Genomic DNA, 24,470 nt, shown 5'->3' on the forward strand with positions numbered 1-24,470 from the left:
GCAAACTACCCTATCCTCTAACCTTAGATTAGCACTTCTGAGATCATTTTTAACCTAGATCATCACTTTCGCTTTGCCTGCTTAAACCTGAATCATGAAAATATACGTCCAAATTAAGGAATGTATAAAGCAGGTTTCATTATTTATATGGATACTGTTTGGAAAGGCTGGTGATAAGATGACAGCTTCGAGAGGTTCGAAACCATTACGGAAGAGAAGAAGATACAAGGCAAGGTTCTTTATTATAATGTTCGGTTTGCTAATCGCTGCAGGCTACGGCTTATTCAGTGCGTTCTCAACCCTTCCTGATACCAGGACGTATGAGGACCCTTATGCAAGGATAGACAGCCTTGACGAGCTTGATGAGAAGACCAGGGAGGCTGCGCTTCTTTTCCTTGATATCGCAGAAGATGAGGGTCTTGATGTCACGATTGCCGAAACCTACAGGACACAGGAGAGGCAGGACCAGCTCTATGCAAAGGGAAGGACATCTCCTGGAAGCATAGTGACCTGGACCAATGATTCAAGGCATACCAGAAGAAATGCGTTCGATATTGCAAAGAATTCACCTGGACACGAGTACGATGACCCGGAGTTCTTCAGGAAGTGCGCTGAAATAGCGAAGAGGATAGGTCTCACAGCCGGCTACTACTGGGAAAGCAATCAGGATATGCCTCACTTCGAGACCGACATCTTCACAAGGATCAGATACCCTGAAGGTTATGAAAAACCATAATGGCAAGCGAGACTTATGAATCGGGGGATCCTGGTGTATACTTGTATATATTACTCAAGATCCAATCTCTGAACACAAACCAGGAGGCATGCCATGATGAGAAAGCTTACCATAGTCTTCTTCAGCCCCACAGGAACAACAAGGAAGGTTGTAAAAGCAATCGCTGATGGAACCGGACTTGAATATGATTCGATAGACCTTACTCTCCCTTCCTCAAGGAGCCAGGTGCTTGAATTCGGGTCAGGTGACCTTGTGATAATGGGTGTCCCGGTCTATGCAGGAAGGGTTCCTTCGCTTCTTTCTGAAACCATTGATTCCATCAAGGCGGAAGGAGCACTTATGGTTCCTGTCGTAGTCTACGGCAACAGGCATTATGACGATTCTCTCCTTGAGCTTAAGGATATCCTTGAAGCAAAAGGAGCTTTCTTGATCGCTGCGGCAGCATTCATAGGGGAGCACTCGTATACAGCCAAGGTCGCAGGCGGAAGACCTGACAGCGAGGACCTTGAATCCGCAAAACGGTTTGGCAATGGACTCATTAGTATGCTTAATAAGGAACCAGATTCACCTGCTAAGTTCGATGTGCCAGGAAATCTGCCTTACAAGGAGAGGAAGCCTTCTAAGCCAGATACACCTATAACAGGCGACGCATGTATAGAATGCGGGATATGCGCACGGAACTGCCCCACCGGAGCCATTGACTTCAATGACTTCAGTTCTGCGGATCCAAGCCTGTGCATCAAGTGCTGCAGCTGCATAAAGAAGTGCCCATCCGATGCAAAATCCTTCTCTGATGGATCAGTGGTTAGCTTTTCGGGATGGCTTGAAGCAAACTGCAGCGAGAGGAAGCAGCCTGAGCTGTTCACCCCTGTCATTTGAACAAGTAACCATAGATTAACCAATATCCTGGATTGAAGCAGGGAAGATCCAGGTACTAAGAGGAAAGACTGAAAGAAGGAACTGCAGCTCCTTCTTTCAGTCTTTTGCATTGCATGATCACCCTTCACGCTGTATCTCATTGAATGCAGCAATCAGTCATAAACCACTGCTATTCGTCTGCGAAGCGGTACCCGATTCCCACTTCAGTAAGTATGTATCTGGGCTTTGTGGGATTGTTCTCAAGCTTTCTCCTGATGTTAGCCATGAACACCCTTACGCTCTGCATGTCGCTTTCAAGGTCCGATCCCCAGACTTCTTTTAAGATGTATTTGTGCGTCAGCACCTTTCCTGCGTTCTTGACTAGAAGCGTCAGCACCGCATATTCCATGGGAGTGAAATGTATCTCCCTTCCCTCCAGGCTTACCTTGTGCTTCTCCATGTCTATCTCCAGGTCCCCTACCCTGTAAACGGAGGGGATGTCCTTTTTCGTTACATCGAAATGCCTGAAGATCACCCTTATCCTTGCAAGAAGCTCCTTTATGGAGAATGGCTTCGTAAGGTAGTCGTCTGCTCCCGCATCAAGGGCTTCAACCTTGTCATGGTCCTGGTCATGGGCTGAGACTACTATTATCGGTATGTCCGAGAAGCTCCTGACCTTCCTTATGATATCCATACCGCTCATGTCAGGCAGGCCAAGGTCGAGTATTATTGCGGAAAGGTTATGAGTGGCGATTATGTTGATCGCCTCCTTGCCGGTGGTTGCCTCTATGCACTCGTAATCCTGGGACGTCAGGGAGAAATTTATGAAGTTCCTTATCTGTTTGTCATCCTCAACGATCAGAAGCAGCGGATTCAGCATCTATTCACCATCTCCCTTCAGATAGAACTTTACCGTGGCTCCTCCATTTGTGTTGTTCTCAGCGAATATCCTCCCGCCATGGAATTCGACTATAGCCTTGCATATGGCGAGGCCAAGGCCAAGGCCCTGCTTATCGCTGGTCCTCCTGTTGGTGGAGACGAAGAACATGTCGAATATCTTCGGTATGTCATTCTCGATGAATCCGCACCCGTCATCAGAGACCTGAAACCAGACCCTTCCCTCCTCAGGCCATGCCTTCAGCCTGATCTCATTTTCCGGCGTAGTATGTTCGCAGGCGTTGCCTATGAGATTGATCAGCACCTGGACAATGAGCTTTCCGTTCATGGGCACGAACAGGACGCTTTCAGGCGCTGCGACGCTTATCCTGTGGTTCGGGTAATACCTTGCTGAAAGTTCGACAACCTCCGAAAATATCTCATCGACCGCTTCGCTTTGTATCTTTATAGCCAGGTTACCCTCATGGACCCTTGTGAAGCTAAGTATGTTTTCAACGAGCCTCGCAAGCCAGAGTGAATCATTGTAGACCTCTTTCGCGAGCTCTGAGTCTTCCTTCTCACTTAGTTTGCTTGCAAGCATCTCGGAGGTTCCTGTTATCCTGGTGAGGGGCGTCCTCAGGTCGTGCGATATCGCCCTCAGCAGGTTACTCTTGAACCTCTCCATCTCCGCCTCGGACCTTGCCATCTCCCTTTCCCTTATGAGCAGCACCCTCTCCATGGAGATCGTTATCTGCATTATTATGGAAGAGACCAGCTGACGGTTATCCCCGTCTAGCTCCTCAACCTCTTCCGGCAGCCTGAAGTAGCAGATGTTGCTCCCCTTCACCTCTATTGGGAAAGTGTAGCTGTTCATCATCCTGTCCTTTATCGCAGATGGTTCCACGGGTTCATGGGACCTTCTTACAGTTCCATCCGGATAAGCCGTTACGAGGTATGTATCATTCTCCGACTTAATATAGCACTCTACCTCTTTGGCAAGGAAATTCGCAAGATACCTCGCCGACACCTCGGCAGTCTCCTGTATTTCGCTGGTGTCAGCAAGGGCACCAGTCACGACAGAAAGTGTCCTTGACTGCCTTTCCCTTGAGTCTGAAAGCTGCTTGGAGTATATGAGCTTGCTTGTCAGTGCGCTTGTGGTTATCGCTGCCATAAGCATCACAAAGAACGTCACGAAGTATGAGCTGTCGTCGACCTTGAACGTATATACCGGATCCGTGAAGAAGAAGTTGAAGGAGAGCATGGACGCCACCGCAGCAAAAATGCCGTATGAGTACCCCTTGGTATACCTCGACACCATAAGTACTGAGAGTATGTAGATTACAACGATGTTAGTCTCCTCGAACCCCACATGGTTGATGAGGTAAGAGACAAGGGTAGTGCCGATGCTTATCCCTGCTGTCACAAGGACATTCCTCATGACCTGCCTGTCATTCTTCCTTCTCCCTGTCCTGTCAGTCATTTCAGCGCCTCCAAAGTTAAGGTCCACTTATTCCATCCCCTCAATTATATGCCCGTATCACACTGTTTGAAATAGCTCCTCTGAGCATCCTTGTATCCTATTACCGTATTTTATCAGCATAGTAGGTCACCCGCGAAATCTTTATACGAAATTTATACCGTATCCTCCGTCTTAACACCATGTTTATACGAAAACTGCTAATATGAATCTGTAAAAAGTGACCAACATCAAGACATTGTTGATCCTATGGAGGAATAAAGATGTACACAAAACAGGAGCCATCGACTGCCTATACAAGCAAGATTGGTTCTGCAGCAACAGCTATCAAGCTTGGAGACTATGACAGGGCCAGGGTACTGCTGGGACAGGCTGCCCAAGAGGACCAGAATCAGCCAGAATACCACAACCTGCTTGGAATAATCGCGGAGCTGAGACGCGACCTGACGCTTGCCTGCAGGCACTACAGGGCAGCATATGCACTTGATCCGTCATACCTGCCTGCAAGCAGGAACCTCGACAGGATCACAGCCTACAGTACCGCAAGGAACACCGGAACACCGGATTATGGTGATGCCTGCAAAATAGAAGAGCTTCCGGCCTCTTTCGCGTATTCTGAGTACAAGTCCAGAAACCAAAGAAAAAGAATATAGGATTAGAGGTCGGTAACTATGTACATAATAATAATCGGCTGCGGAAGGCTTGGAAGCACGCTTGCAAAGGAGCTGTCCGACAACGGCCATGATATCTGCATCCTTGACAGGGATGATGAGAACCTTGAGCGGCTTGGCTCGGGATTCAACGGATTGCGGATAAAGGGTGTTGAATACGACAATGACAAGCTGATGGAAGCCGGGATAGACAAGGCTGACGCACTGCTTGCCGTCACCCATGACGACAATGTCAACATAACAGTCTCCATGATCGCAGACAGGGTCCACAAGGTGCCTAAGGTAATCGCAAGGGTCAACGAGCCAAACAAGAAATTCATCTACGAGACTATCGGCATAGATACCATAAATCCGGTCCAGTCCGGAGTTGATGTGCTCAAGGGCAAGCTTCTGGTAGAGCGGTTCGACATACTGGCAGAGCTTGGCTCGAAACATGAGATAGTCGAGCTTCTCGTCGACAGGCAAGTGACTGCAACCGTAGGTGAAATCGAGTCGAAATGCTCATGTCTTCTCAGCGGCCTTATTAGAGGCTGCGATATGAGCCTTCCAAAAAAAGATGACCCTGTGAAGAAGGGCGACAGGCTCATCGCTACCTTAAGGTCGGAAGACAAGAAAAAGCTGATGGGGCTGCTCACCAGGGAGATGTTTGTATGAGAGCACTGATAATCGGAGGGGGAAAGGTAGGCTACAACCTTTTCAGGACACTCCACGAGAGAGGACACTGCGCAACCCTTGTCGAACGCGACAAGGATGCCTGTATGAGAGCAGCTGATGCCATAGGCGCCGATGTCATACAGGGAGACGGGACAGACCCCGAGGTACTGAAGGACGCAGGCATAGACAATGCGGAGATAGTTGCTGCAGTCACAGGCTCCGATGAGGAAAACCTGGTCATATGCCAGATAGCGAAGCTTACCTTCAACATTAACAAGACCATAGCAAGGGTCAACAATCCCAAGAACATGGAGATGTTCAGGCTTCTCGGGATTGACACAACGGTATGCAGTACCGCCGTCATAGCAACACTCATAGAGAACGAGCTCAACAGGGACGACATCAGGATCGTATCCACCTTCGAAAGAGGTTCGATGGTCCTCGCCGAAGTAGCCCTGAACAGCCGGATGATATGGGACGGCAGAAGGATAGCAGACCTTACGCTGCCTGAAGAATGCGTCTTCGCATCCGTACTTCGGGGAAACAAGGTGATCTATCCCAAGGGGGATACGGTCCTGTGCTCAGGCGACCGTGCACTCCTTGTGACTAACACTGATACGTTGTCGATACTGGCAAAAGAAATATATGGTGGTGTAAAAAAATGGAAATTAATATGACCGAGATAAAGGGAATAATAGCTGAACTCCTGACTGTAGCCTTCTTCATAGCAATGACCGTCGGGGCATCAGCATTGCTGATGAAATGAAAATGAACACCGTGAAAAAGGCATCCAATGCCGAGGTAATAAGCTATTACACGGGGTACATCGTCACTAGCATTTCTGCTTTGATGGTGATCCCCCTTTTCACGTCGCTGTACTTCAGTGAATGGGAGCCTGTGCTTGATTTTCTGATTGGAATCTCGATCTCTTCAATCGCTGGTATCGGGATGATAATGCTGGGGAAAAGGGTCAAGGTCGGAAAGTCGGACCTGCAGTGGAAGCATGGCTTCATAATCGCTTCACTCTCATGGATACTTCTTACGTTCCTGTGTGCCATTCCTTACAGGCTGAGCGGCCATAATCCTTCACTGCTCGACTCGATGTTCGATGTCATGAGCGGATTCACGACCACGGGTCTTGTGCTTACACAGGATATCGACCATATCTCGAACGGACTGAACATGTGGAGACACATCCTCACTTTCATCGGCGGCCAGGGAATGGTGGTCCTCGCTCTGACCTTCCTCGTAAGGGAAACCGGCGGAGCCTACAAGATGTATGTCGGTGAAGGCAAGGATATCGAGCTTCTTCCTAACGTCAAGGGAACCGCGAGACAGATATGGAAGATCAGCATGGTGTATCTCACGATCGGAACAGGTGCCCTGTGGATAACAGGGATCGCAATCGGACTCAGGCCACTGTCATCGTTTCTTCACGCATTGTACATGTTCGAATCATCGTGGAGTACCGGTGGGTTTGCACCAAACTCCCAGAACATAATGTACTACCACAGCATAACTTATGAGACTATCGCCATGGTTATCTTCATACTCGGTTCCTTCAATTTCGGGCTGCATTACGCGATGTGGCACGGAAAGAAGAAGGAGCTTGTGAAAAACATCGAAACGCAGAGCTTCTTCATCACCGCCTTCATCTCAACGGTACTTGCACTTGCAGGGCTTGCAAGGCTTGGTGTGTATCCGGATGCTGTGTCAGCGTTCAGGAGAGTTGTGTTCAACGTAATTTCTGCGCATACCACTACCGGTCTCGGCTCAGTATATGCAAGGCAGTTCGCGCTTGAATGGGGCGATTTCGCCATACTCATCATGATCATCGTAATGCTAATAGGCGGCTCGGCGTGCTCCACAGCAGGAGGCTTCAAGGGGCTAAGGGCAGGCGTGGTCTTCAAGGGGATAATAGTCGATGTCAAGAAGCTCCTTACCTCCGAGAGGATAGTGAAGGTGAACAAGTTCCACCATATTAAGGAGCAGGTGCTGGATGACAGCCTGGTAAAGTCTTCCGCCCTCATCATCCTGCTTTATGTCGTCATGTTCGGTGCAGGGACCATGCTCGGCGCCTACTACGGCTATCCATTGTCACATTCCGCGTTTGAGGCAGCATCGGTCACAGGAAATGTCGGATTATCAATCGGTGTGACAAGTCCGGCAATGCCTGCGGCACTCAAGGTCTACTACATCATCGCTATGTTCCTTGGAAGGCTTGAGTTCCTTTCGGTATTCGCACTGATAGGTTATATGGGAGGAGGTCTGAAAAGATTATGGAAAAATATATCCGTGCGGTCATATTCAGCCTGATACTCCTCTTCCCATCAACCGCAGCTGAGGCATCAACGACTTATTCGATAAACGACCTGGTCGAGAATGCGATTTCCCTGGATGGTGAAAAAGTGACTATAACCGCTGAAGCCATAGGCGAGAAAATGGAAAGGACAGGAGGAACCTGGGTAAACGTCAACGATGGAACAAACTCCATTGGCGTGTGGATGGACAAGCTGTCAGCTGACAGCATCGGTCACTTCGGCGACTACGGCCACAAGGGGGATACCCTTATGATCACCGGGACCTTCAGCAGGGCATGCCTTGTACATGGCGGTGAGCCTGATATCCATGCGGAAACGGTTGAAATCACAAATCCTGGAGAGGCAATCGTCCACCGGGCGAGCCCGGCTAAAGTGATATGGGCTTCAATCCTTTCAATCGCAGCAGCCCCTTTTGCCATCTACTTCCTAAGGCAGTCAAGCCTCAGGAAAAAGCATAATGTCAGGCATCTTGATGCCTGAGTAAAAGAAGCCGGGAGCATATCAATCACTCCCGGCTCATTTTCAAGACAATACGGAAGCGTGCCGGATTTACGGCACGCTTCTTTTTTGGATGCTGAAGCAATATTCAGTCAGCCTTAAGCTTCCTGAAAATAAGCACTGAAAGTATCGCTGAAACTGCAGTAAGGGTTATGAATATTGCAGTCATTGCAATGTCCTGCGGAAACCCGAAGGAAGGCTTTATGAACTCACCGAGTCCCACTGACAGGCACAGGGTGAACACCTTGACAAGGGCTGTGCCGGTAAGCAGGTCGAAGGCAGCGTTGTTCCTTAGAAGGTTAACAGATATTATTCCAAATGCCGGAAAAACCACAGCAAGGTCAAGCACGAACACCCCATACAGCTCGCAAGGCGCTCTCTTGGCGATATCCGGCAGCATCCTCAATATCCATACCGGCGCAAGGACCACGAGAATAAGAAGAAGGAATCCTGCAATTCCTCTCCTGAGTCCTTTTGGCACCTCAGTACCTCTGGAACCTTGGATGAGCTTGGGAACCATGAACATAAGTCCGTAGGCGGATGCTCCAAACAGCATGAGGTAAACCAGATACAGGCTTGTGTACTGTCCCTGTATGGAATACAGGGCGTATCCGTAGAATATGTATGATGCAAGCCCCGCCATGGCAGTGAGGACCCTCCTGTCGTTTCGCCGGATATATGCGAAAGATAAGGTGAACAGTGCAATTGAAACAGGTACCGTTATGATATCCTGGACTACCGAACCGAGGATGAGGTACTCTGTAATGGCTTTTGCAGGTATCAGCTCACGGTATGTACCGCTGGATAGTATTCCCGCAAGTGAAGCAAAAAGTGCTAGCAGCGAGGTAATCATCAGAAGTATTGATGTTCCCTTTAGTTCAGTAGGTTCTGACTTGAGCTTTCCATTGATGAGGTCGCTTTCCATTTCATGCCTCCAATATTATGCATAACAATCGTGCGAGAGACATCATTGCCGTCAGTGATTGACGGAAGTAATCCTTTGTGTCGGTTTGAGACCTTACCAAAATTTAAATGCCACGCCTTTCCTTTACCACCTCTTCAGATATCTGCATCAGAAAACGCCACCACAATTATTTGGATTTCTATTTTCCACTTCAAGTGTTGATTATGACCTATATTAAGCTCAGCGAAGTATTGTTGAAGCGATAATGACACATAGCGTGCTCAGTAACGTACCCAGAAGGTAATACTCCGCAAACTCAGGTTCCTTTGCGATCTTATCGTACCTTGCAATTGACTTAGCTGTAAGCACTAATCCAATCGCTGAATACTGACCGTTGGAGATCAGAATCAGCATAATCAGCCGCTCTACCGTTCCGATGAATCTCCCTGCATTGTTGTCATTTATCCTCGTCACATCGCTGCTAATTGGTTTGTATACCATCAGCAGCTTCTGGATGGCGATGTTAACCGGCTTGTGTATAAGGAGTACGGCAATGATCCAGGATGATGCCGCTTCACCAGTCATTCCGACAACTTCAAGAAAACCTGTGATAAGTCCTGGTGAGGTTATGGGTGTACAGTATAGAGTCGCCGCATACGCAATTATCATCAGGCTTACTGCATGTAGTGTCTGGTCAGCAAAAAAGATGTTCCTCTCGAGAATATTTGTATTTCTGCCATTACTGATCTTCAGCGAGTATCCATACTTAATCATGTCCACTGAAAAATGGGCAATAGAAGCGACCATCCCAACGAGTGCCACCTCGATCGAGAATATCGGAAGCGCTGCAATCACGTATGCCCCCAGATATGCTGCACCATGCAATATAACCCACTTCAGGCTCTTTTCCTTCCGATCTGAGACTACCTGGGTCTGGAGGTAAAAATCCCCTAGGATGTGCCCGAGCAGAAGATAAGCAAAATACCCCCTAACCATCTCTTCTCCTTATCCCTTCAAGGGCTTCCCCAATTGCGTCAAGGGCATCACAATATGCATAATACTTTCCTGAAGCAAGACTTTTTTGAACTGCAGGCTGCCGGATTCCAAGCCTTTTTGCGGCATCAGCCTGAGTGTCCTGATGCCCAAACATATCCCCAATTATTTCCCATTGCCTGTCGCTCCAGGAATCCTTTATCACTGTCATTAGAACCAATATTGTGTTTACAAGCCTTATAGGCACGTCATTTCCGCTCTCAGTCTCGAATTTGATGTCTGCAGAATATGTGCTCTTTTTTCTTTCATTTTCTTTCAGGTAGCTTATAGCTTCCCTTGCCTTATGGTACCCCGGACCATCAGCGCCCAGCGACATCTCCTTGTCAATTTCAGTGGTTATTTCACCGATTCCGACTCCAAACCTGAGCCTTATCGGATGCATTTTCATTTCAATTTCCGATATTATCTTCATTGTATTTGAACCTTCACATAATAACCCCTGAAATTCATCACCAAGAGTGATTATGAACTTTGAAGCAATATCATCATCATAACCATGATTGATACCATCAAGAACCATCTTCAATCTACTCTGAACTTCACTCCGGTTTGCAATTTTTCTGGAGTCCTTAATATCACCTATAATTGCAATGTGTGTATTTTTCAAGAAAAAGGAACCCATATCATCACCACCTTTTCCAACTAAATTATATAACCATTATAATGAATAATCAATCATCATTCACTTTTAAGGTTATAATATAATAATATTTCCATATTTATGAATAATCCAGTTCTCAATTGTCGATTCAATATATATTTAAGCGTCTATTCCATTTTCGTCAGAATATGAATTCTGAGAAAGCAAAGGAAGTGAAGATGATCCTAAACATCCCTTCACTTCCATTTCCATAAGTATTATTCATAAATTCAGCTATATTCCCTAATTATATCCTAAATGATGAATAATATGATTTCACACGATTTATCATGAATACATCAGGTTCTGTGTATCCATCTGCTATATTTCTCCATACAACCTTTCGAGGAACACTTTCCCGGTTCCAGTCCTGAACACCTTGTCCCTGAAGCTCTTTATAGCAGCTTCCTGGAGCTTGTCCTCGAATGCATTGACAAGGAAATCAGCCTCTACGAGTATTTGATAGTCGATACCCTGGATATCCTTATAGGTATGGTGCCTTGAAATTATGAAGCAGACCCTTTCGATGATGTCTTCCTCAAAGCCAATCCCTTCAAGGAGCTTCCTTGCTTCAGGAGGTCCTTCTACCTGCTGGTGCGCGCCAGAGCAATTCCCGTATTTCTCCTCACTGTTTTTGATTCCAATATCGTGGGTTGCGGCAGTGACCTCAAGAATCTCCTGTGTCCTGTCATCCAGCCCTTCCATCTCACCAATCGCCTTTGAGAATCCGTAAACCTTGAGGAAATGGTTTATCCTCCTCACGTCTCCAGCATAATACCTTATCATTGCATCAATTACCTTGCCAGACCTCATAATGTCACTCCCCTTGAAAGCTAAAGTCAAACGTGCATCATTTGACTACACCCATCATTATATATCAAAAAGAGCCATCCCGCACCGGAATGGCCTTAAATCAGCTCTTATGACCTGCAGGAAAAAAACCCTTTGCAGCACTTCTCTTCGTCCTTTGTATCATCACTGGTTTTCTCAGCATCCTGTTTCTTTTTCCAGTTCAGCAGGCAGTAAAGGGATATCGAATCTACCATCATCCCGCCAATTATCAGCCAGAACCACCATTTCTTGTAGATTGGCTTCTTCATAAGATCTCCTCCTCTCAAGCTTAATGCTACACCATCTCAGTATCAGGCATGAGACAAATATGTGAACATTTGTTGAATCGTGAAATTGCCAGATTATTTTTTGTCCGTACATGTATCATAATCCGGTTCAGGGCGTTTTCAATCAGTTGAGACCCTTACTTCCTTGAGGAACAGCCTCTTCCTGAATCCGCCCCGGTCTGCTTCCTTCTCGGCCCTGATACATTCAAATTCATCGCGGCTCGTGCCTTCCAGGTCAACAAGTGCGTATATTACCTCCATGATGTCAGCAAGCTCCTCCAGCTTGCCGCTCTCAAGGTACTCCTTAAGTTCTTCCGAAAGCTTCTCATTGAGGCACCTTCTATATTCCTCGTCACCGAGTATCTCAATTTCAGCTTTCTTTCCATCCATCTCGATTATCTCAGGTATCCTGTCCCTAACCAGCTTGTCATATCTTATAGTCCTTATAGCCATTCCTAATCTCCTCGTATGATTTTTCAAGTTTTTCAAGCCTCTCCCTGTAGAATTTCCTTGTCCTGCAGCTTATCACGTCATGGAACTGCCTTGCGAACTCCTCGTCTGCAATATATTGCAGCAGGTCCTTGTTAAGGCAGAATCCATCATCACTGAATTCAAAGAATTCATGCGAAGTCTCCTGAAGATAGTGAAGCGGATTCCTTCTGGCAAGGTCAACATATTCCTTCCTGCCCCAATCGGCAAAACCTGCCGTACCCTTGTCCCTGAGCATATCAACCTTGTTGGCTCCATGCGAGTAGAAATCCCTGAAACTCTCAAAAATATCGTCATCAGTTATTTTCGCCCTTATCTTCCCTCCATTGTAGAAGGCAAGAAGCACAGGCATCTTGTACAGCTTGGACATGCTGGTGTTTTCGATTTCCCTGAGGAACTGATGGGCCTTGGTGTCAAGAAGAGCTCTCCCTTTCTCTGATAGCTCTCCGATCTTATCAAGGAAACCAAGATAGTCCCTGAAGATGTTAAGTTCCTTCCTTGACCTTATGATGAGGCTTACCGAATCATCAATGTAAGTGTACATCTGTAGCCTTGACGGGCGTTCTCCAACATGCTCCATTATCCTGAAATACTCATCTGCTATCCTGCCGAAGGCATCCTTCTGCTGCTCCTCAAGCTTCCTGAAGAGGTCCATTAGCCTCAGGTCAAAGCTTACCATACATCCATCCGGGTAATCCTCTTCATCTGGTATTAAAGGCTTCCGAGGCTTTTTATCACCTGCTTCACCATTTCCTGTAAGGAAAAACGGCACAAGGTTGGCTTTCCTGTAATTACCGATGAAGTCCAGGACGTTGACGTACTTCTTGCCTATGCTTTTTCTAAGCCCTCTGCCAAGCTGCTGGAGAAATACCGTAGGCGACTCTGTAGGTCTGAGCAGCATGACCATGTCAACGTCCGGCACATCCAGTCCTTCGTTGAACATGTCCACTGAAAACAGCACATTGATCTCACCCTTCCGGAATTTTTGTATGGCTTCTCCCCGCTCCATTGTGTTCTTTGATAAGCCTCTGTCCCCGCTCACTACTGCGCATGCCTTTATCCCATGCTCATTGAAGCAGCCTGCCATATATATTGCGTGTTTTCTTCCTGCACAGAAGCCAAGCGCCCTTTTGCTCCGGTACCTGCCATAGTTTTCCATGATAAGGTCAGCCCTCTTGTTTATGCTGAGGGCTTCCTCGAGCTGCCTTTCGTCATACTTTCCCTGCCTGTAGTCGATAACTGAATAGTCCGTATCATCGAATATCCCGTAATACCTGAAAGGTGACAGCCAGCCCTTGTTTATGGCCTCCTTGAGCCTTGCCTCGTAGACCACGTTATAGTCGCAGAGCGCGAACACATCCTGGTTGTCCAGTCTCTCAGGTGTCGCTGTAAGTCCAAGAAGGAATTTCGGTTTGAAATAGCTTATTATGTTCAGATAGTTTTCTGAAACGGCATGGTGGAACTCATCAATGACAATGTAGTCAAACTCTGACTCACTGAAGAGGCTGTCAGTCAGATACTCCTTCTTCCCAAGTGTCTGCACTGAAGCGAAAAGTATGTCGCATTCCCTGTCCTTGGTGTCACCCTTGAAAAACCCTGTTGCAGCATCAGGCCTGACATTCCTGAAGGTCCTCTCGGATTGGGAGAGGATCTCGTCCCTGTGGGCCACGAACAGCACCTTCCTGAATTCCCTCGAATCGAAGGCTGCAAGGTAAGTCTTGCCAAGGCCCGTAGCCGCAACCACCAGCCCCTTTTCCCAGCCATCCTGCCTTAATTTCCTGAGCTCATACAGAGCTTCGATCTGTGCTCCGACAGGACTCGGGAATTCCAAAACCCCCATATCATAAGAGTCCTCCGTCTTGTCTCCGAACTTTTCAATGTCTTCGAATACCTTAGGTCTCTTCCATTGCCTTGAGTACCTCTTCAGCTCTTTATCATCTATAATCCGGGATCGGTTTAGGAACAGTTCCTCGAAGGTATTCTTGAAATGGCTGAAGTCATCAGGGTTATCACAAGAATCCACCCTGTAGTTCCACTCTATCCCATCAGTGAGTGCTGTCTTCGAAACATTGGAAGAACCAACGAAAATCTCACCTTTTCCAGCGTTCTCGAAGATATAAGCCTTCGGATGGAAGGATTTCCTTTCCACATCGTAAAACCTCAGGTCCACATTGTCTCCCAAAGAATCCTTAAGGAGGTATAGAGCCTGCGGCTGAGTTATGTTAAGGTAGTTACCGCAGAGTATCCTGATGTTCACTCCACGCTCTGCTGCACCCTTAAGGTCATCAGTCAACATCCTGACTCCTGATTCCATTAGGAAAGAGACGATTATGCTTATCCTGGAGGCCTTTGAGATAGACTCCCTGAGCCTGCTATAAAGGTGGTCATCACCTCCGGTTATGCAGTTCAGGCTGGCCGGTATTCTTGCAGTATAAGTCAATCCCTTCACCTCCGCCAAAATTTCGAAACGCTATCGGATACGATCAAAAGTAAGCAATTATAATATTCGCACTAATCTCATTTATCTTAACATATACCACCAATGTTTATAAGACTTTCACTGTCAATTATACTTCCCGCAGGGATGGCTCCATTACTTTTCACAAATGAAAAAAAGCCCGAAAGGCTGTCACATTATCGGGCTTAGTCCAAATTTGCAATACATTCGCAGAAAACAGTACCATTTCAATTGTTCAATTCCCAACTAATCATCTGACAGGATTTATCAGTCTTCTTCTTCGTCATCATATTTATATATATCTGCATAGACCTGATAGATCTCTTCACTGTAGCCCCAGCCAATTCCCGAAGCATCATGGACAAGCTTCCTTATCCTCTTCTTCAGGGTCTCATAGTTTTCCTTCGTGCCATTAACATTGATCTGGTGTGCAAACTCTTCAAACATACTTACCATATTTTGATAGAACTGAGCATCCATATCCCCGAAGGTATTTGTGAATTCGGTTCCGCATTCGACGTAGTAAAGTGTCAGGTCCATGACCATTTCGTCAGTCCCGATCTTCTTGAAATCAGTCACATAGGATTTTGCGGTCTTCAATGACGGCATCTTCCTCATGTTCTTCGGGAAAAATTCTTTCTCCAACTTATTTTTGTAGGCTTCGAGCATCTCAGCCTGATAGCCTTCGCCTGCGAACCGGCTGTTAAGGATTTCCTTCACCATCCCATTAGCCTTGTAAAGGCCTGAAATGAGCTCAATAAGTTCAGCATTCTCCATACCCTTCAGCTTATTCTTAAGTTCTGTCAAAGTCATCTGTTTAGCCATCTTATCCTCCTGAAATTTATGTTTTGCAGTTACTGAACCGCCTAAAGCTTATTGACGAATTCGGTTATTTGCCTTTTGTTCAACTCCTTCGTTTCTGACTCATTCGGCAACGCATCATGTTCCTTTATGAAGGCATACATGCGCTGCAAAGTTTCCCGGGGCTTTATCTTCTTCCTTGCTGCGTCCTCATACTCCCTGATCCATCTGTCCTTGAGCTCGCACATATATAGCCTCGAAAGCAACGAGTCTAGGGCAAATTCCGGATTATCCTCGTTGTTGTTTGTCTTGAAGTACCTTATCGCATCGTCATATTCTCCAAGTCTTATGTTAAGCCAGAAAACCATGTCAACAAGGTTCTCAATCATCAGACTATGCATGTACTTTTCCATGCTTGACGGACTGGAATTCTTAGCTTGTTTCGAGTGCTGAAGGCTCAGTTCCATCTTCAGGAGCTTACCCTGTTCAATTGCGATGATCTTTGAATCCGGTGTTGCAAACTTGTCCATAAGACGGAACACCAGTGCATTACCGAGTGTCTCGGTGTCCACCACAAACATGATTGCGGACCTGATGTTCTGAGAGCTGAAACCTTTATGGAATTTTCTTGCAAGTATGGTGTCAAGAAGGTTCAGCTGGCTTATTCCAATCGACCTGAACGGATTGTTGGTGTTGAATATATAGTAGCTGCAGCCATAGGAAAGCATGTGGAAAAGCTCTTCCATAAGCGTTGTTGCTTCCTCCCCTTCCTCGCCATCCACCGGGAAGAACTGCAATGCGGCAAGATAGTCTTTTACCAAGAACCTCCATTGGGGCCTGTCCTTCTTATGGACAAAGCTATTTGGAGCAAAGTAGAATTGGCTGTATGCATACTGGATGAATCTCGTGATTTCAGGTTTCAGCATTCCCATGTCAGGTCTCTCAACCTTCTTCTCCACCTTCGATTCTTTCGCATACCCCTGGATGTCCTTCAGCATTTCATCCACCTTTTTCTCTTCCTTAAGCTTCTTGGGCATGGCCTTGTACATTTCAGCTATGATAAGCCTGAGGTCTTCCTCCTTGTATTTCTTCAGCACATCCCTGACTTCACCTATAAGCATAATAGACTCTCCTGTCATACGTCATTTATAAGATTATCTCATCTTTTAGGGAGATTTTGAATAGGCGTTGAAACCGGAATCCAAACTACCATATGAATCGCGGAAAATCAGGACGTCTGGCCAGATGTCCTGTTTGTCATCTTGTTCGTTCCCTTTTCTTCCAATTTAATCCATTCGACTTTCCCTCTCATCAGATGCTAATATTGAAATATAATACCCGCGAACGATCTTAAGGAGAAACCATGCAGCAGATAACCATCGGAATCATAATATCGGTCTTTTTACTCGAAGTGACACTTTCAGCACTCAACTACAGGAACAGGCTGAAATCAGTTCCTGAGAACGTAAGGGATGCATACGACAGTGAGGAATACAGGAAGTGGCTTGACTACACCATGGAGAGCCACAGGCTTTCAATGGTCGCGAGAATAGCGGACACTGCAATCCTCATTGTGTTCCTTCTTTTCGGCTTCTTTCCATACATCGCAGGCCTGGCATCTTCTGTAACCTCTGATATCAAGCTTCAGACACTTGCCTTCTTCGGCATATACATGGCTGTCAGCTATGTTTTAGGGATCGGCTTCAGGATATACCAGACCTTCAGCATTGAAGAGAGGTACGGCTTCAACAAGTCTACCGTGAAGACCTTTATCCTTGACCAGGTTAAGTCATTGGTCCTTGCTGTAATCCTTGGAGGTCCCCTTGGATATCTTCTCCTTTCCATGTACCTTGGAATGGGAAATGAGTTCATACTCTACGCCTGGCTTCTGTTCATGTCACTTTCGCTTATCATCAATCTTCTGTACACCAAGGTGTTCATAAGGCTGTTCAACAAGCTCACACCGCTTCCTGACGGGGAGCTCAGGGAAAAGATTGAAGAGCTTGCAAGAAGGACAGGTTATGAGGTCAGAAGCATAAGCGTAATGGATGCTTCAAAGAGGTCCTCCAGGCTCAATGCGTTCTTCTCAGGCTTCGGCAGGTTCAAGCAGATCGTCCTCTTCGACACCCTCGTAGAAAAGCTTACTGCAGACGAGACAGCAGCGGTCCTTGCACATGAGATCGGGCATGCAAGGCACAAGGATGTACTGAAGAATTTTCTTGTTTCTTCTGTCCAGACTGCCCTTTATCTGGCCCTTCTCAACTACTTCATGTCATCCGGTGACTTTTCAAGGTCCTTCGGCTTTTCAGATGTACACATTGGATTCGCCCTGATCCTTTTCGGGATACTTATGGAACCACTTGGGATCATCCTCGGTATCCCACTTTCGGCAATCTCCAGGAGAGCCGAGTACAGGGCGGACAGGTTCTCGGCAGAGACCGCCGGGAAAAAGCCCATGACAAATGCCCTAAAGGTCCTTGCAAAGGAGAACTTCTCAAACCTTACACCTCACCCTCTCGTGGTAGCGATGACCTACTCCCATCCACCTATCAGCGACAGGATCGAGGCCATTGCAAATGCCAGGACAATCGAAACCCTCTAAAAGCAGTATGCAGCTGCAGGAAGCCATAAGCTTCGGGCAGCTGCATACTTTCTTTGTTCAATTATCATTATTCTGTACAGTCTTGGACTCATCATTATTCTGTACAGTCTTGGACTCATCATTCAGCCTTGCTCAGGATACCGATACTCAGCTGCTGGTGCTTGATGATGCTGAGGTTGCAGCGATTATGGCAATCACTGCCACCTGCTGGGCTATGATGAGGCTTGTCACGCTGTTTACGAGCGATGCCTTGATCACAGTCGAAAGGCCGTTCCTCTTGTATGAGTTAGCAGTGAGGAAGCTGGCATACATTAGCCTCTGGGCTTTTCCGGTCCCGAAGGTTCCAAAGCCCTTTATTGTTGACAGATGCCGGTCAAGCTCCACAACGTCCTCAACTATCGTATCCACATCACTTCCGGACAGGGAGAGCATACCTAAAGTCGCAAGCTCCGGACCTGTCCCGTACTTGCAGCCCCTTTCCTTCAGCTTCTCATATATCTCAAGGGTCCTCGAAACCTTCTCCTCGCTTGGTCCTGCGCCCATGGCAAGGGCATGGCTTAGAGCCTGGACAGAATCACCGGAAAAGAACCTGCCCTTGAGCAGCGTAAAGCATTCCTCAGCCCTTCCTATGGCCTCATCCTCTTCAATTCCAGAAAGTGCAAACAGCACTGCAAACCCGGCATCCTCACTGGATGTCAGGAACGGGTGCTTTTCCTTCATCTTCCTGTATATCCGTTTCGACTTTTCAACTATCGACTCATAGCTGAAGCTGTCCGCCATATCCGCAATCATGAACGCCGAAAGGGGTAGGTATGGGGAAGAATGGAATTCCTTCCTCAGGGCTGCATAGCTTTCGGTGACCTGATGGAACTTGCCTTCCGGATCCGTTTCAAATGAAAGTATCGTAGCAAGTGCCAGGAGCACTGTCCCCTTGAACTCGGACAGGAGCCCCGTATTCTCCTTTATGATCTCCTTGCATGCCCTTATCTTTTCATGGTCAGCCTCGATATCCCTCTCTGCGCAAAGTGAAGCGCACAATGGATGCATCTGGGAACTGTCCCACTTGAAGTTTACCTTAAGGATATCCCTGTTCTTTACAAATAGCTCGCAGTTCCTTAAGAGTGATTCTGTCATCGCGACCCCTCCCGATAGTGTTCTTTTATGTCCCTATATTAACTTTACACCAAACAAGCAATTATTGAAATGAAGCTGCATTTATTTTACCTTATTGCTTGCATCCATTTTCGGGATAAAGGTTCAATTCATTCATGCTGCAGCTGTTGAAATTCCATTGACAGCTCCGAAAGCCACTTTTCAGGCTGTACATCCATAAGCTGGCCATGGCCTGAAGACTTGAACACCTTGATCTTCATGTCCGGCAGATACCTTCTGAGGTTCCTTGCTGACCTGTAGGCAAACGGTTCCTCGCTCCCCTGCCAGAAGATGACCTCTGCATCAGTCATGAGAAGCCTTGGCGGGATCCTGAACCTGTGGCATTCAAGTATGCTCCTTCTCATGCTTTTTCCCGTTATCCCGTCAAACAGCACTTTGGATGTCGTATCCCGTATCCCGGTGATCCTTTTCATTAAAGGGATGTTACCCCCCTTCTTCATTGCGGTAATCTGAGCCGCAAGCATCCTCGAGGTCACATGGGCGAACATGCCCATGGGCACGCAGTATGGCGCTTCCAGGACAGCCTTTCCTACCCTTATCCTTCCCCTTGCAAGGATCACGATCAGTATGTTCCCACCCATGGAGCCGCCATGAGCGAACTGTACCCTTCCTTCATGGTTGTGAATGATATGGTCCTCGATCCTTTCCGCTTCCTCTTCAAGTGAGTTGAAGTCTGACCTGACCTCCGGGTCATGCCCGTCAAGGACAGGGATTATCAGATAGTACCTCTCAGAAAGCGACTCGATGACGGTCGCGTACTTAAGGTTCCACGAAGTGCCTGCGCCGTGTATGAGAAGGAGCACTGGATTTCTTAAATCACCTAATTCAATGAACCTCATGGTCATCACCCCTCTCTCCATCTTCCCACAAAGCTTTCACCGCACTGAAAACAAAGGGTGAACTCTTTATTAACCCAGAAAATGACCCGGATTCATTAATTGTTTCTTATGTCTTTACACCTGTATTGACAGCTGTCAAGCAAAGTCTTAATATATTGTCATATATATGACGAAAAGGAGCTAAACAAATGACCATAAGGGAAAAGATACTGAAGCTTAAAGCTGAGAAGGATGCTGTAATCCTCGCCCACTACTATGTGCCAGGGGATGTCCAGGAGGTCGCGGACTTCGTCGGGGACTCTTATTACCTGAGCAAGGCTGCAGCCGAAGCAAAGGAAAGCGTTATCGTGTTCTGCGGAGTCTATTTCATGGGAGAGAGCGCAAAGATGCTTAACCCTTACAAGAAGGTGATCATGCCTGACCTGAAGGCGGATTGCCCAATGGCACACATGGCAACGGTTGAAGGTATCGAGGCTGCAAGAAGGAAGCATGAGGACCTGGCTGTTGTCTGCTACATCAATTCAACAGCTGAAATCAAGGCCCATTCGGATGTCTGCGTGACATCCTCAAATGCACTGTCTGTAGTAAGTGCCCTGCCTCAGAAGAACATCTACTTCATACCTGACCAGAACCTTGGAAGATACATCTCAAGGCTTGTTCCAGAGAAGAACTTCCTGTTCAATGACGGCCACTGCCATGTGCACACATCAATAAAAAAGCATGACCTGCTCAAGAAGAAGGCAGAGCTTCCGGAAGCGAAGGTGGCAGCCCATCCAGAGTGCAGGGAAGAGATACTTGAGCTATCAGACTTCGTCGGAAGCACCTCCGATATCATAAGGTATGTGGAAAAGACAGATGCAGAGGATTTCCTCATATGCACGGAGACTGGAATATTCCACGAGCTCGGGAGGATAGGCAAAGGCAAAAGGTTCCATGCGGTCTCAGGAAGCCAGGTTTGTCCGGACATGAAGCTCAACACGCTGGAAAAGCTCCTTCATGCCCTTGAAACGCTTGACAATGAACTTAAGATGGATGAGATCCTCATGAAGAAAGGGCTTCAGCCCCTTGAGCTGATGCTGAAGCTTGCAGGTTCGAAGAAAAATGAAGGAGTATGACGTCATAATAGTCGGTACGGGAGTATCCGGCCTGTTCGCTGCGATTAACCTATCAGCTTACAGGAAGATACTGGTCATAACGAAAGGGAAGCTTGACCAGAGCGACTCGAACCTCGCCCAGGGTGGCATCTGCGTGCAGCTGGACAAGGAGGACTACGACAGCTTCATGGAGGATACCCTTAAGGCAGGCCACTATGAGAACAAGAGAGAAGCCGTGGATGTAATGATCCGGGGGTCACGTGATGTGATCAGTGACCTTGAAGGTCTTGGAGTCAGGTTTGACAAGGAGGATGGAAGGTATTCCTATACCAGGGAGGGAGCCCACAGCAGAGCGAGGATACTCCACTGCAAGGATACCACAGGTAGGGAGATCAACAGCACCCTGCTTGACAAGGTCCTTGGCATGAAGAATGTGGATATGCTGGAAGATACGGCACTGGTTGACATTCTTGCAAAGGATGGAAAATGCTACGGGATAGTCGCAAGGATGCCTGACCAGACACTCAGGAACATATATGCCCATGTCACGATCCTTGCCACAGGAGGCATAGGAGGACTTTTCAAGAAGTCCACCAACTACCCCCATCTTACTGGAGATGCCGTTGCAATCGCCCTGAAACATGGAATCAGGGTAAAGGACATAGACTACATCCAGATCCACCCTACCGCCCTCTATACTGACAAGCCTGGCAGGGCTTTCCTCATCTCGGAATCCGTCAGGGGTGAAGGCGCAGTCCTCCTGGACAAGAACGGGCAACGCTTTACGGACGAGCTTCAGCCGAGGGATGTTGTCACAAGGAAGATACTGGAGCAGATGGAGAAGGATGGAATGCCCTATGTCAGGCTCTGCCTTAAAGGCTACGTAAGGACCGACATAAGGGAGAGGTTCCCTAACATATACCAGCACTGCCTCAGGGAAGGCTATGACATCACAAGGGAGTGCATACCGGTAGTCCCTGCCCAGCACTATTTCATGGGTGGACTTGAGGTTGACCTCATGTCAAGGACCTCCATGGCTAACCTCTATGCTGTGGGTGAAACAAGCTGCAACGGTGTCCATGGAAAAAACAGGCTCGCAAGCAACTCACTGCTTGAAAGCCTCGTTTTCAGCAAAAGAGCGGCACTTGATATAGAAAACAGCTGGGAACCAGAAGGCCACCCTGTATTCCCTGAGCCGGAATACCCTGAAAAGGAGAGGATGGCTGAGGATGACAAAAGGATGATACTAGAGGAGATACGAAAGGAAGAGGAAGATGCAGAAGAACATTGATAACCTTATACTGGCTGCCCTTAAGGAGGATATGCCCTCCGAGGATATTTCAACAAATTCGGTCATAAGGAAATACACGAGAGGAAGAGTTTCGCTTATCTGCAAGCAGGATGGGGTCATCGCAGGGCTTCAGGTTTTCGAGAAGGTCTTCATGCTCCTTGACGGAACCACAAGGTGCAGATTCACCGTGAAGGATGGGGACAGGGTCAGCAAGGGGCAGACCTTGGGGGAAGTCGAGGGAGATATACGGGTCATATTATCCGGAGAGAGGACTGCCCTCAACTATCTTCAGAGGATGAGCGGCATCGCCACCCATACAAGGAAAATGGCGGACCTTCTCAAGGGAAGCAGGATAAGGCTCCTTGATACGAGAAAGACCACTCCCAACAACAGGATCTTCGAGAAGTATGCGGTGAAGGTAGGCGGAGGCTATAACCACAGGTTCAGCCTTTCAGACGGGGTGATGCTCAAGGACAACCATATAGCAGCCGCAGGAGGAGTGAAGAAGGCAGTAGAAATGGCAAGGGAATACGCATCCTTCGTCCACAGGATTGAGGTGGAGGTGGAGAACTTCGAGATGCTTGAAGAGGCCCTTGAAGCAGGAGCTGACATCATAATGCTTGACAACATGAGCCCCGGGGACATGAAGAAGGCTGTCAGCATGATTGCAGGCCGCGCTCTCATCGAATGCTCCGGCAACCTGACTGAAGAGAACATACCTGATCTCATTAATCTTGGAGTTGACTTCATTTCCTCTGGCGCTCTCACCTATTCTTCGTCTATACTGGACTTATCACTAAAGAACCTTGAAAGGATATAGTAAAGATGAATGGAGAAGATAGAAGAAGAAAAATAATAGAGCATCTGAAGGCAAGCGGCGAACCGCTTTCAGGGTCACAGCTGGCAAAGCTCCTGGATGTCAGCAGGCAGGTCATCGTACAGGACATGGCCCTTCTTCGCGCGACCAACCATGGAATCATAGCCACGAGCACAGGCTATGTGCTTCAGGCTGGCGGCAAGCACCAGAGGGTGATCCATGTGGCGCACCATGATGACAGCATCCTTGATGAGCTGTATGCCATCGTTGACCTTGGCGGAAGGGTCCTGGATGTGAGGGTCGAGCACAAGGTCTATGGCAGCATATCTGCTGAGCTTTCAATAAAGTCAAGGAAGGACGCCAGGAAGCTGATGGACGATATCGCCTCAGGGAAGAGCTCTCCTCTCAAGAACCTCACCCATGACGACCACTACCACCTGATCGAGGCAGACAGCGAAGAGGACCTGGATGCTATCATCAGTGAATTGAAATCAAAAGGATACCTTATGGACTGAAGGAAGGCAATCGCACGGTTGCCTTCCTTCAATATCATTAACATATTCTTGTATCCCGATATTCCACCCCTTAATCATCCAGATGAATTGTCGAGGTTTAACCTCCAGTCTGGAGCTTACCGACAATTCCCTCAGCCCAGGCCTTTGCCCTTTCTATCTCACCCGGAAGGAGAGGTCCTTCCTTACCCTGCACCATAAAGGAATCAACGGAAACAACCCTGGCTCCCTTCTTCTCAAGGGCTTCGGAAAGCTTAGGTGATGCATGGCCGAAGAATTTGACTACCTTCCTGGTTATGAAGCCCTGACCTTCTTCAGGCATGCTTGTGTCAAACACCGCAGCAGTCAGTCCTGACAGGGAACCGTCTGGCAGCCTCTCCAGGAGCTCCTTGAACTCTTCCGAATACTTTCCTCCATGTGTAGGGGTACCGAAAAAAACTGCCACAGCACCTTCAAGGTCATGGAGGTTGAGCTCTGAAGCCCTCATCAGCCTTTCGTCATGTCCTGCAACAGCTTCACGGAGTGCAAATGCGATCTTCTCGGTATTTCCATAGACTGAATCATAGACTATAAGTATCCTCATGTCAT

At 47.5% G+C, this 24,470-nt stretch carries 26 protein-coding genes; 12 read left to right on the top strand and 14 right to left on the bottom strand.

Annotated elements, in window-relative coordinates; translation table 11 throughout:
* Window positions 1–178: 178 nt before the first annotated feature.
* Complete coding sequence (locus tag T472_RS07410; protein WP_023387196.1) at window positions 179–736, top strand: M15 family metallopeptidase; 558 nt, start codon at window positions 179–181, stop codon at window positions 734–736.
* 93 nt (window positions 737–829) lie between these two features.
* The gene (locus T472_RS07415) at window positions 830–1,615 is read left to right on the top strand and encodes an EFR1 family ferrodoxin (protein ID WP_023387197.1); all 786 of its coding nucleotides are present in this window, start codon (window positions 830–832) and stop codon (window positions 1,613–1,615) included.
* Between the two features lie 169 nt (window positions 1,616–1,784).
* Here T472_RS07415 and T472_RS07420 read toward each other — a convergent pair whose 3' ends face one another.
* Both T472_RS07420 and T472_RS07425 read right to left on the bottom strand, forming a co-directional pair.
* The gene (locus tag T472_RS07420; RefSeq protein WP_023387198.1) at window positions 1,785–2,474 is read right to left on the bottom strand and encodes a response regulator; all 690 of its coding nucleotides are present in this window, start codon (window positions 2,472–2,474) and stop codon (window positions 1,785–1,787) included.
* Entirely contained in the window at window positions 2,475–3,950 is a 1,476-nt protein-coding gene (locus tag T472_RS07425) for a DUF4118 domain-containing protein (protein WP_023387199.1), read from the bottom strand.
* A 260-nt stretch (window positions 3,951–4,210) separates the two neighbouring features.
* Between T472_RS07425 and T472_RS07430 the strand changes: the two genes are divergently transcribed.
* The 5 genes from T472_RS07430 to T472_RS07450 all read left to right on the top strand — a co-directional run bounded on the left by T472_RS07430 (window position 4,211) and on the right by T472_RS07450 (window position 8,073).
* On the top strand, window positions 4,211–4,600 hold the full coding sequence (locus tag T472_RS07430) for a tetratricopeptide repeat protein (protein ID WP_023387200.1): 390 nt from the start codon (window positions 4,211–4,213) through the stop codon (window positions 4,598–4,600).
* 18 nt (window positions 4,601–4,618) lie between these two features.
* Window positions 4,619–5,272, top strand: coding sequence for a potassium channel family protein (locus T472_RS07435; protein ID WP_023387201.1), 654 nt, complete (start codon window positions 4,619–4,621; stop codon window positions 5,270–5,272).
* The gene (locus tag T472_RS07440) at window positions 5,269–5,949 is read left to right on the top strand and encodes a potassium channel family protein (RefSeq protein ID WP_023387202.1); all 681 of its coding nucleotides are present in this window, start codon (window positions 5,269–5,271) and stop codon (window positions 5,947–5,949) included. The genes T472_RS07435 and T472_RS07440 overlap by 4 nt, the downstream gene beginning before the upstream one ends.
* A 91-nt stretch (window positions 5,950–6,040) precedes the next feature.
* Entirely contained in the window at window positions 6,041–7,588 is a 1,548-nt protein-coding gene (locus tag T472_RS07445) for a TrkH family potassium uptake protein (protein ID WP_023387204.1), read from the top strand.
* Window positions 7,552–8,073 (top strand): hypothetical protein, encoded by a 522-nt coding sequence (locus T472_RS07450; RefSeq protein ID WP_023387205.1) that lies wholly within the window; start codon window positions 7,552–7,554, stop codon window positions 8,071–8,073. The genes T472_RS07445 and T472_RS07450 overlap by 37 nt, the downstream gene beginning before the upstream one ends.
* 106 nt (window positions 8,074–8,179) lie before the next feature.
* Here T472_RS07450 and T472_RS07455 read toward each other — a convergent pair whose 3' ends face one another.
* The 9 genes from T472_RS07455 to T472_RS07495 all read right to left on the bottom strand — a co-directional run bounded on the left by T472_RS07455 (window position 8,180) and on the right by T472_RS07495 (window position 16,675).
* A complete protein-coding gene (locus tag T472_RS07455) occupies window positions 8,180–9,016 on the bottom strand; it encodes a hypothetical protein (RefSeq protein WP_023387206.1) in 837 nt (278 codons plus the stop codon).
* Window positions 9,017–9,235: 219 nt separating this feature from the next.
* A complete protein-coding gene (locus T472_RS07460) occupies window positions 9,236–9,991 on the bottom strand; it encodes a DUF3307 domain-containing protein (RefSeq protein ID WP_023387207.1) in 756 nt (251 codons plus the stop codon).
* A complete protein-coding gene (locus T472_RS07465; RefSeq protein ID WP_023387208.1) occupies window positions 9,984–10,670 on the bottom strand; it encodes a SatD family protein in 687 nt (228 codons plus the stop codon). The genes T472_RS07460 and T472_RS07465 overlap by 8 nt, the downstream gene beginning before the upstream one ends.
* Window positions 10,671–11,009: 339 nt before the next feature.
* The gene (locus T472_RS07470; protein WP_023387209.1) at window positions 11,010–11,501 is read right to left on the bottom strand and encodes an HD domain-containing protein; all 492 of its coding nucleotides are present in this window, start codon (window positions 11,499–11,501) and stop codon (window positions 11,010–11,012) included.
* A gap of 107 nt (window positions 11,502–11,608) precedes the next feature.
* The gene (locus T472_RS07475; protein ID WP_023387210.1) at window positions 11,609–11,788 is read right to left on the bottom strand and encodes a hypothetical protein; all 180 of its coding nucleotides are present in this window, start codon (window positions 11,786–11,788) and stop codon (window positions 11,609–11,611) included.
* Window positions 11,789–11,926: 138 nt separating this feature from the next.
* Complete coding sequence (locus T472_RS07480) at window positions 11,927–12,259, bottom strand: nucleoside triphosphate pyrophosphohydrolase (protein WP_023387211.1); 333 nt, start codon at window positions 12,257–12,259, stop codon at window positions 11,927–11,929.
* Window positions 12,234–14,744, bottom strand: a complete 2,511-nt coding sequence (locus tag T472_RS07485) for a DEAD/DEAH box helicase family protein (protein WP_152975135.1) — start codon at window positions 14,742–14,744, stop codon at window positions 12,234–12,236. Before T472_RS07485 ends, T472_RS07480 begins: the two co-directional genes overlap by 26 nt.
* 276 nt (window positions 14,745–15,020) lie before the next feature.
* Window positions 15,021–15,578 carry a DUF6155 family protein gene (locus T472_RS07490; protein ID WP_023387213.1) on the bottom strand — a complete coding sequence of 186 codons (558 nt, stop codon included), beginning with the start codon at window positions 15,576–15,578 and terminating at the stop codon, window positions 15,021–15,023.
* 41 nt (window positions 15,579–15,619) lie between these two features.
* Window positions 15,620–16,675, bottom strand: a complete 1,056-nt coding sequence (locus T472_RS07495; RefSeq protein WP_023387214.1) for a hypothetical protein — start codon at window positions 16,673–16,675, stop codon at window positions 15,620–15,622.
* Between the two features lie 242 nt (window positions 16,676–16,917).
* Between T472_RS07495 and T472_RS07500 the strand changes: the two genes are divergently transcribed.
* Window positions 16,918–18,156, top strand: a complete 1,239-nt coding sequence (locus T472_RS07500) for a M48 family metallopeptidase (protein ID WP_023863489.1) — start codon at window positions 16,918–16,920, stop codon at window positions 18,154–18,156.
* A gap of 147 nt (window positions 18,157–18,303) precedes the next feature.
* Here T472_RS07500 and T472_RS07505 read toward each other — a convergent pair whose 3' ends face one another.
* Window positions 18,304–19,290 (bottom strand): DUF4003 family protein, encoded by a 987-nt coding sequence (locus T472_RS07505; RefSeq protein WP_023383909.1) that lies wholly within the window; start codon window positions 19,288–19,290, stop codon window positions 18,304–18,306.
* A 128-nt stretch (window positions 19,291–19,418) separates the two neighbouring features.
* On the bottom strand, window positions 19,419–20,168 hold the full coding sequence (locus T472_RS07510) for an alpha/beta fold hydrolase (RefSeq protein WP_160319130.1): 750 nt from the start codon (window positions 20,166–20,168) through the stop codon (window positions 19,419–19,421).
* A 188-nt stretch (window positions 20,169–20,356) separates the two neighbouring features.
* On the opposite strand from T472_RS07510, the gene nadA reads away from it, so the two are divergent.
* Genes nadA through T472_RS07530 form a run of 4 tightly spaced genes read left to right on the top strand, consistent with a single transcriptional unit; the run spans window position 20,357 to window position 23,885 of the window.
* Window positions 20,357–21,283, top strand: a complete 927-nt coding sequence (gene nadA / locus T472_RS07515) for a quinolinate synthase NadA (RefSeq protein WP_040906997.1) — start codon at window positions 20,357–20,359, stop codon at window positions 21,281–21,283.
* A complete protein-coding gene (locus T472_RS07520) occupies window positions 21,270–22,553 on the top strand; it encodes an L-aspartate oxidase (protein ID WP_023383911.1) in 1,284 nt (427 codons plus the stop codon). The genes nadA and T472_RS07520 overlap by 14 nt, the downstream gene beginning before the upstream one ends.
* Window positions 22,537–23,373, top strand: a complete 837-nt coding sequence (gene nadC, locus T472_RS07525; protein WP_023383912.1) for a carboxylating nicotinate-nucleotide diphosphorylase — start codon at window positions 22,537–22,539, stop codon at window positions 23,371–23,373. Before T472_RS07520 ends, nadC begins: the two co-directional genes overlap by 17 nt.
* A gap of 5 nt (window positions 23,374–23,378) precedes the next feature.
* Window positions 23,379–23,885, top strand: a complete 507-nt coding sequence (locus T472_RS07530) for a transcription repressor NadR (protein ID WP_023383913.1) — start codon at window positions 23,379–23,381, stop codon at window positions 23,883–23,885.
* A gap of 97 nt (window positions 23,886–23,982) precedes the next feature.
* On the opposite strand, the gene T472_RS07535 is transcribed toward T472_RS07530, so the two are convergent.
* Window positions 23,983–24,465: a flavodoxin family protein gene (locus T472_RS07535; RefSeq protein ID WP_023383914.1), complete on the bottom strand. Its 483-nt coding sequence runs from the start codon at window positions 24,463–24,465 to the stop codon at window positions 23,983–23,985.
* Window positions 24,466–24,470: the final 5 nt, after the last annotated feature.

The sequence above is a fragment of the Youngiibacter fragilis 232.1 genome, assembly GCF_000495435.3.
GTDB classification, from domain to species: domain Bacteria; phylum Bacillota; class Clostridia; order Clostridiales; family Clostridiaceae; genus Youngiibacter; species Youngiibacter fragilis.

Excerpts from the sequence above, each read along its gene's own strand:
- T472_RS07410 (WP_023387196.1), top strand. The coding sequence starts at position 179 with ATGACAGCTTCGAGAGGTTCGAAACCATTACGGAAGAGAAGAAGATAC.
- T472_RS07415 (WP_023387197.1), top strand. The coding sequence starts at position 830 with ATGATGAGAAAGCTTACCATAGTCTTCTTCAGCCCCACAGGAACAACA.
- T472_RS07420 (WP_023387198.1), bottom strand. The coding sequence starts at position 2,474 with ATGCTGAATCCGCTGCTTCTGATCGTTGAGGATGACAAACAGATAAGG.
- T472_RS07425 (WP_023387199.1), bottom strand. The coding sequence starts at position 3,950 with ATGACTGACAGGACAGGGAGAAGGAAGAATGACAGGCAGGTCATGAGG.
- T472_RS07430 (WP_023387200.1), top strand. The coding sequence starts at position 4,211 with ATGTACACAAAACAGGAGCCATCGACTGCCTATACAAGCAAGATTGGT.
- T472_RS07435 (WP_023387201.1), top strand. The coding sequence starts at position 4,619 with ATGTACATAATAATAATCGGCTGCGGAAGGCTTGGAAGCACGCTTGCA.
- T472_RS07440 (WP_023387202.1), top strand. The coding sequence starts at position 5,269 with ATGAGAGCACTGATAATCGGAGGGGGAAAGGTAGGCTACAACCTTTTC.
- T472_RS07445 (WP_023387204.1), top strand. The coding sequence starts at position 6,041 with ATGAACACCGTGAAAAAGGCATCCAATGCCGAGGTAATAAGCTATTAC.
- T472_RS07450 (WP_023387205.1), top strand. The coding sequence starts at position 7,552 with ATGGAAAAATATATCCGTGCGGTCATATTCAGCCTGATACTCCTCTTC.
- T472_RS07455 (WP_023387206.1), bottom strand. The coding sequence starts at position 9,016 with ATGGAAAGCGACCTCATCAATGGAAAGCTCAAGTCAGAACCTACTGAA.
- T472_RS07460 (WP_023387207.1), bottom strand. The coding sequence starts at position 9,991 with ATGGTTAGGGGGTATTTTGCTTATCTTCTGCTCGGGCACATCCTAGGG.
- T472_RS07465 (WP_023387208.1), bottom strand. The coding sequence starts at position 10,670 with ATGGGTTCCTTTTTCTTGAAAAATACACACATTGCAATTATAGGTGAT.
- T472_RS07470 (WP_023387209.1), bottom strand. The coding sequence starts at position 11,501 with ATGAGGTCTGGCAAGGTAATTGATGCAATGATAAGGTATTATGCTGGA.
- T472_RS07475 (WP_023387210.1), bottom strand. The coding sequence starts at position 11,788 with ATGAAGAAGCCAATCTACAAGAAATGGTGGTTCTGGCTGATAATTGGC.
- T472_RS07480 (WP_023387211.1), bottom strand. The coding sequence starts at position 12,259 with ATGGCTATAAGGACTATAAGATATGACAAGCTGGTTAGGGACAGGATA.
- T472_RS07490 (WP_023387213.1), bottom strand. The coding sequence starts at position 15,578 with ATGGCTAAACAGATGACTTTGACAGAACTTAAGAATAAGCTGAAGGGT.
- T472_RS07495 (WP_023387214.1), bottom strand. The coding sequence starts at position 16,675 with ATGCTTATAGGTGAAGTCAGGGATGTGCTGAAGAAATACAAGGAGGAA.
- T472_RS07500 (WP_023863489.1), top strand. The coding sequence starts at position 16,918 with ATGCAGCAGATAACCATCGGAATCATAATATCGGTCTTTTTACTCGAA.
- T472_RS07505 (WP_023383909.1), bottom strand. The coding sequence starts at position 19,290 with ATGACAGAATCACTCTTAAGGAACTGCGAGCTATTTGTAAAGAACAGG.
- T472_RS07510 (WP_160319130.1), bottom strand. The coding sequence starts at position 20,168 with ATGAGGTTCATTGAATTAGGTGATTTAAGAAATCCAGTGCTCCTTCTC.
- nadA (WP_040906997.1), top strand. The coding sequence starts at position 20,357 with ATGACCATAAGGGAAAAGATACTGAAGCTTAAAGCTGAGAAGGATGCT.
- T472_RS07520 (WP_023383911.1), top strand. The coding sequence starts at position 21,270 with ATGAAGGAGTATGACGTCATAATAGTCGGTACGGGAGTATCCGGCCTG.
- nadC (WP_023383912.1), top strand. The coding sequence starts at position 22,537 with ATGCAGAAGAACATTGATAACCTTATACTGGCTGCCCTTAAGGAGGAT.
- T472_RS07530 (WP_023383913.1), top strand. The coding sequence starts at position 23,379 with ATGAATGGAGAAGATAGAAGAAGAAAAATAATAGAGCATCTGAAGGCA.
- T472_RS07535 (WP_023383914.1), bottom strand. The coding sequence starts at position 24,465 with ATGAGGATACTTATAGTCTATGATTCAGTCTATGGAAATACCGAGAAG.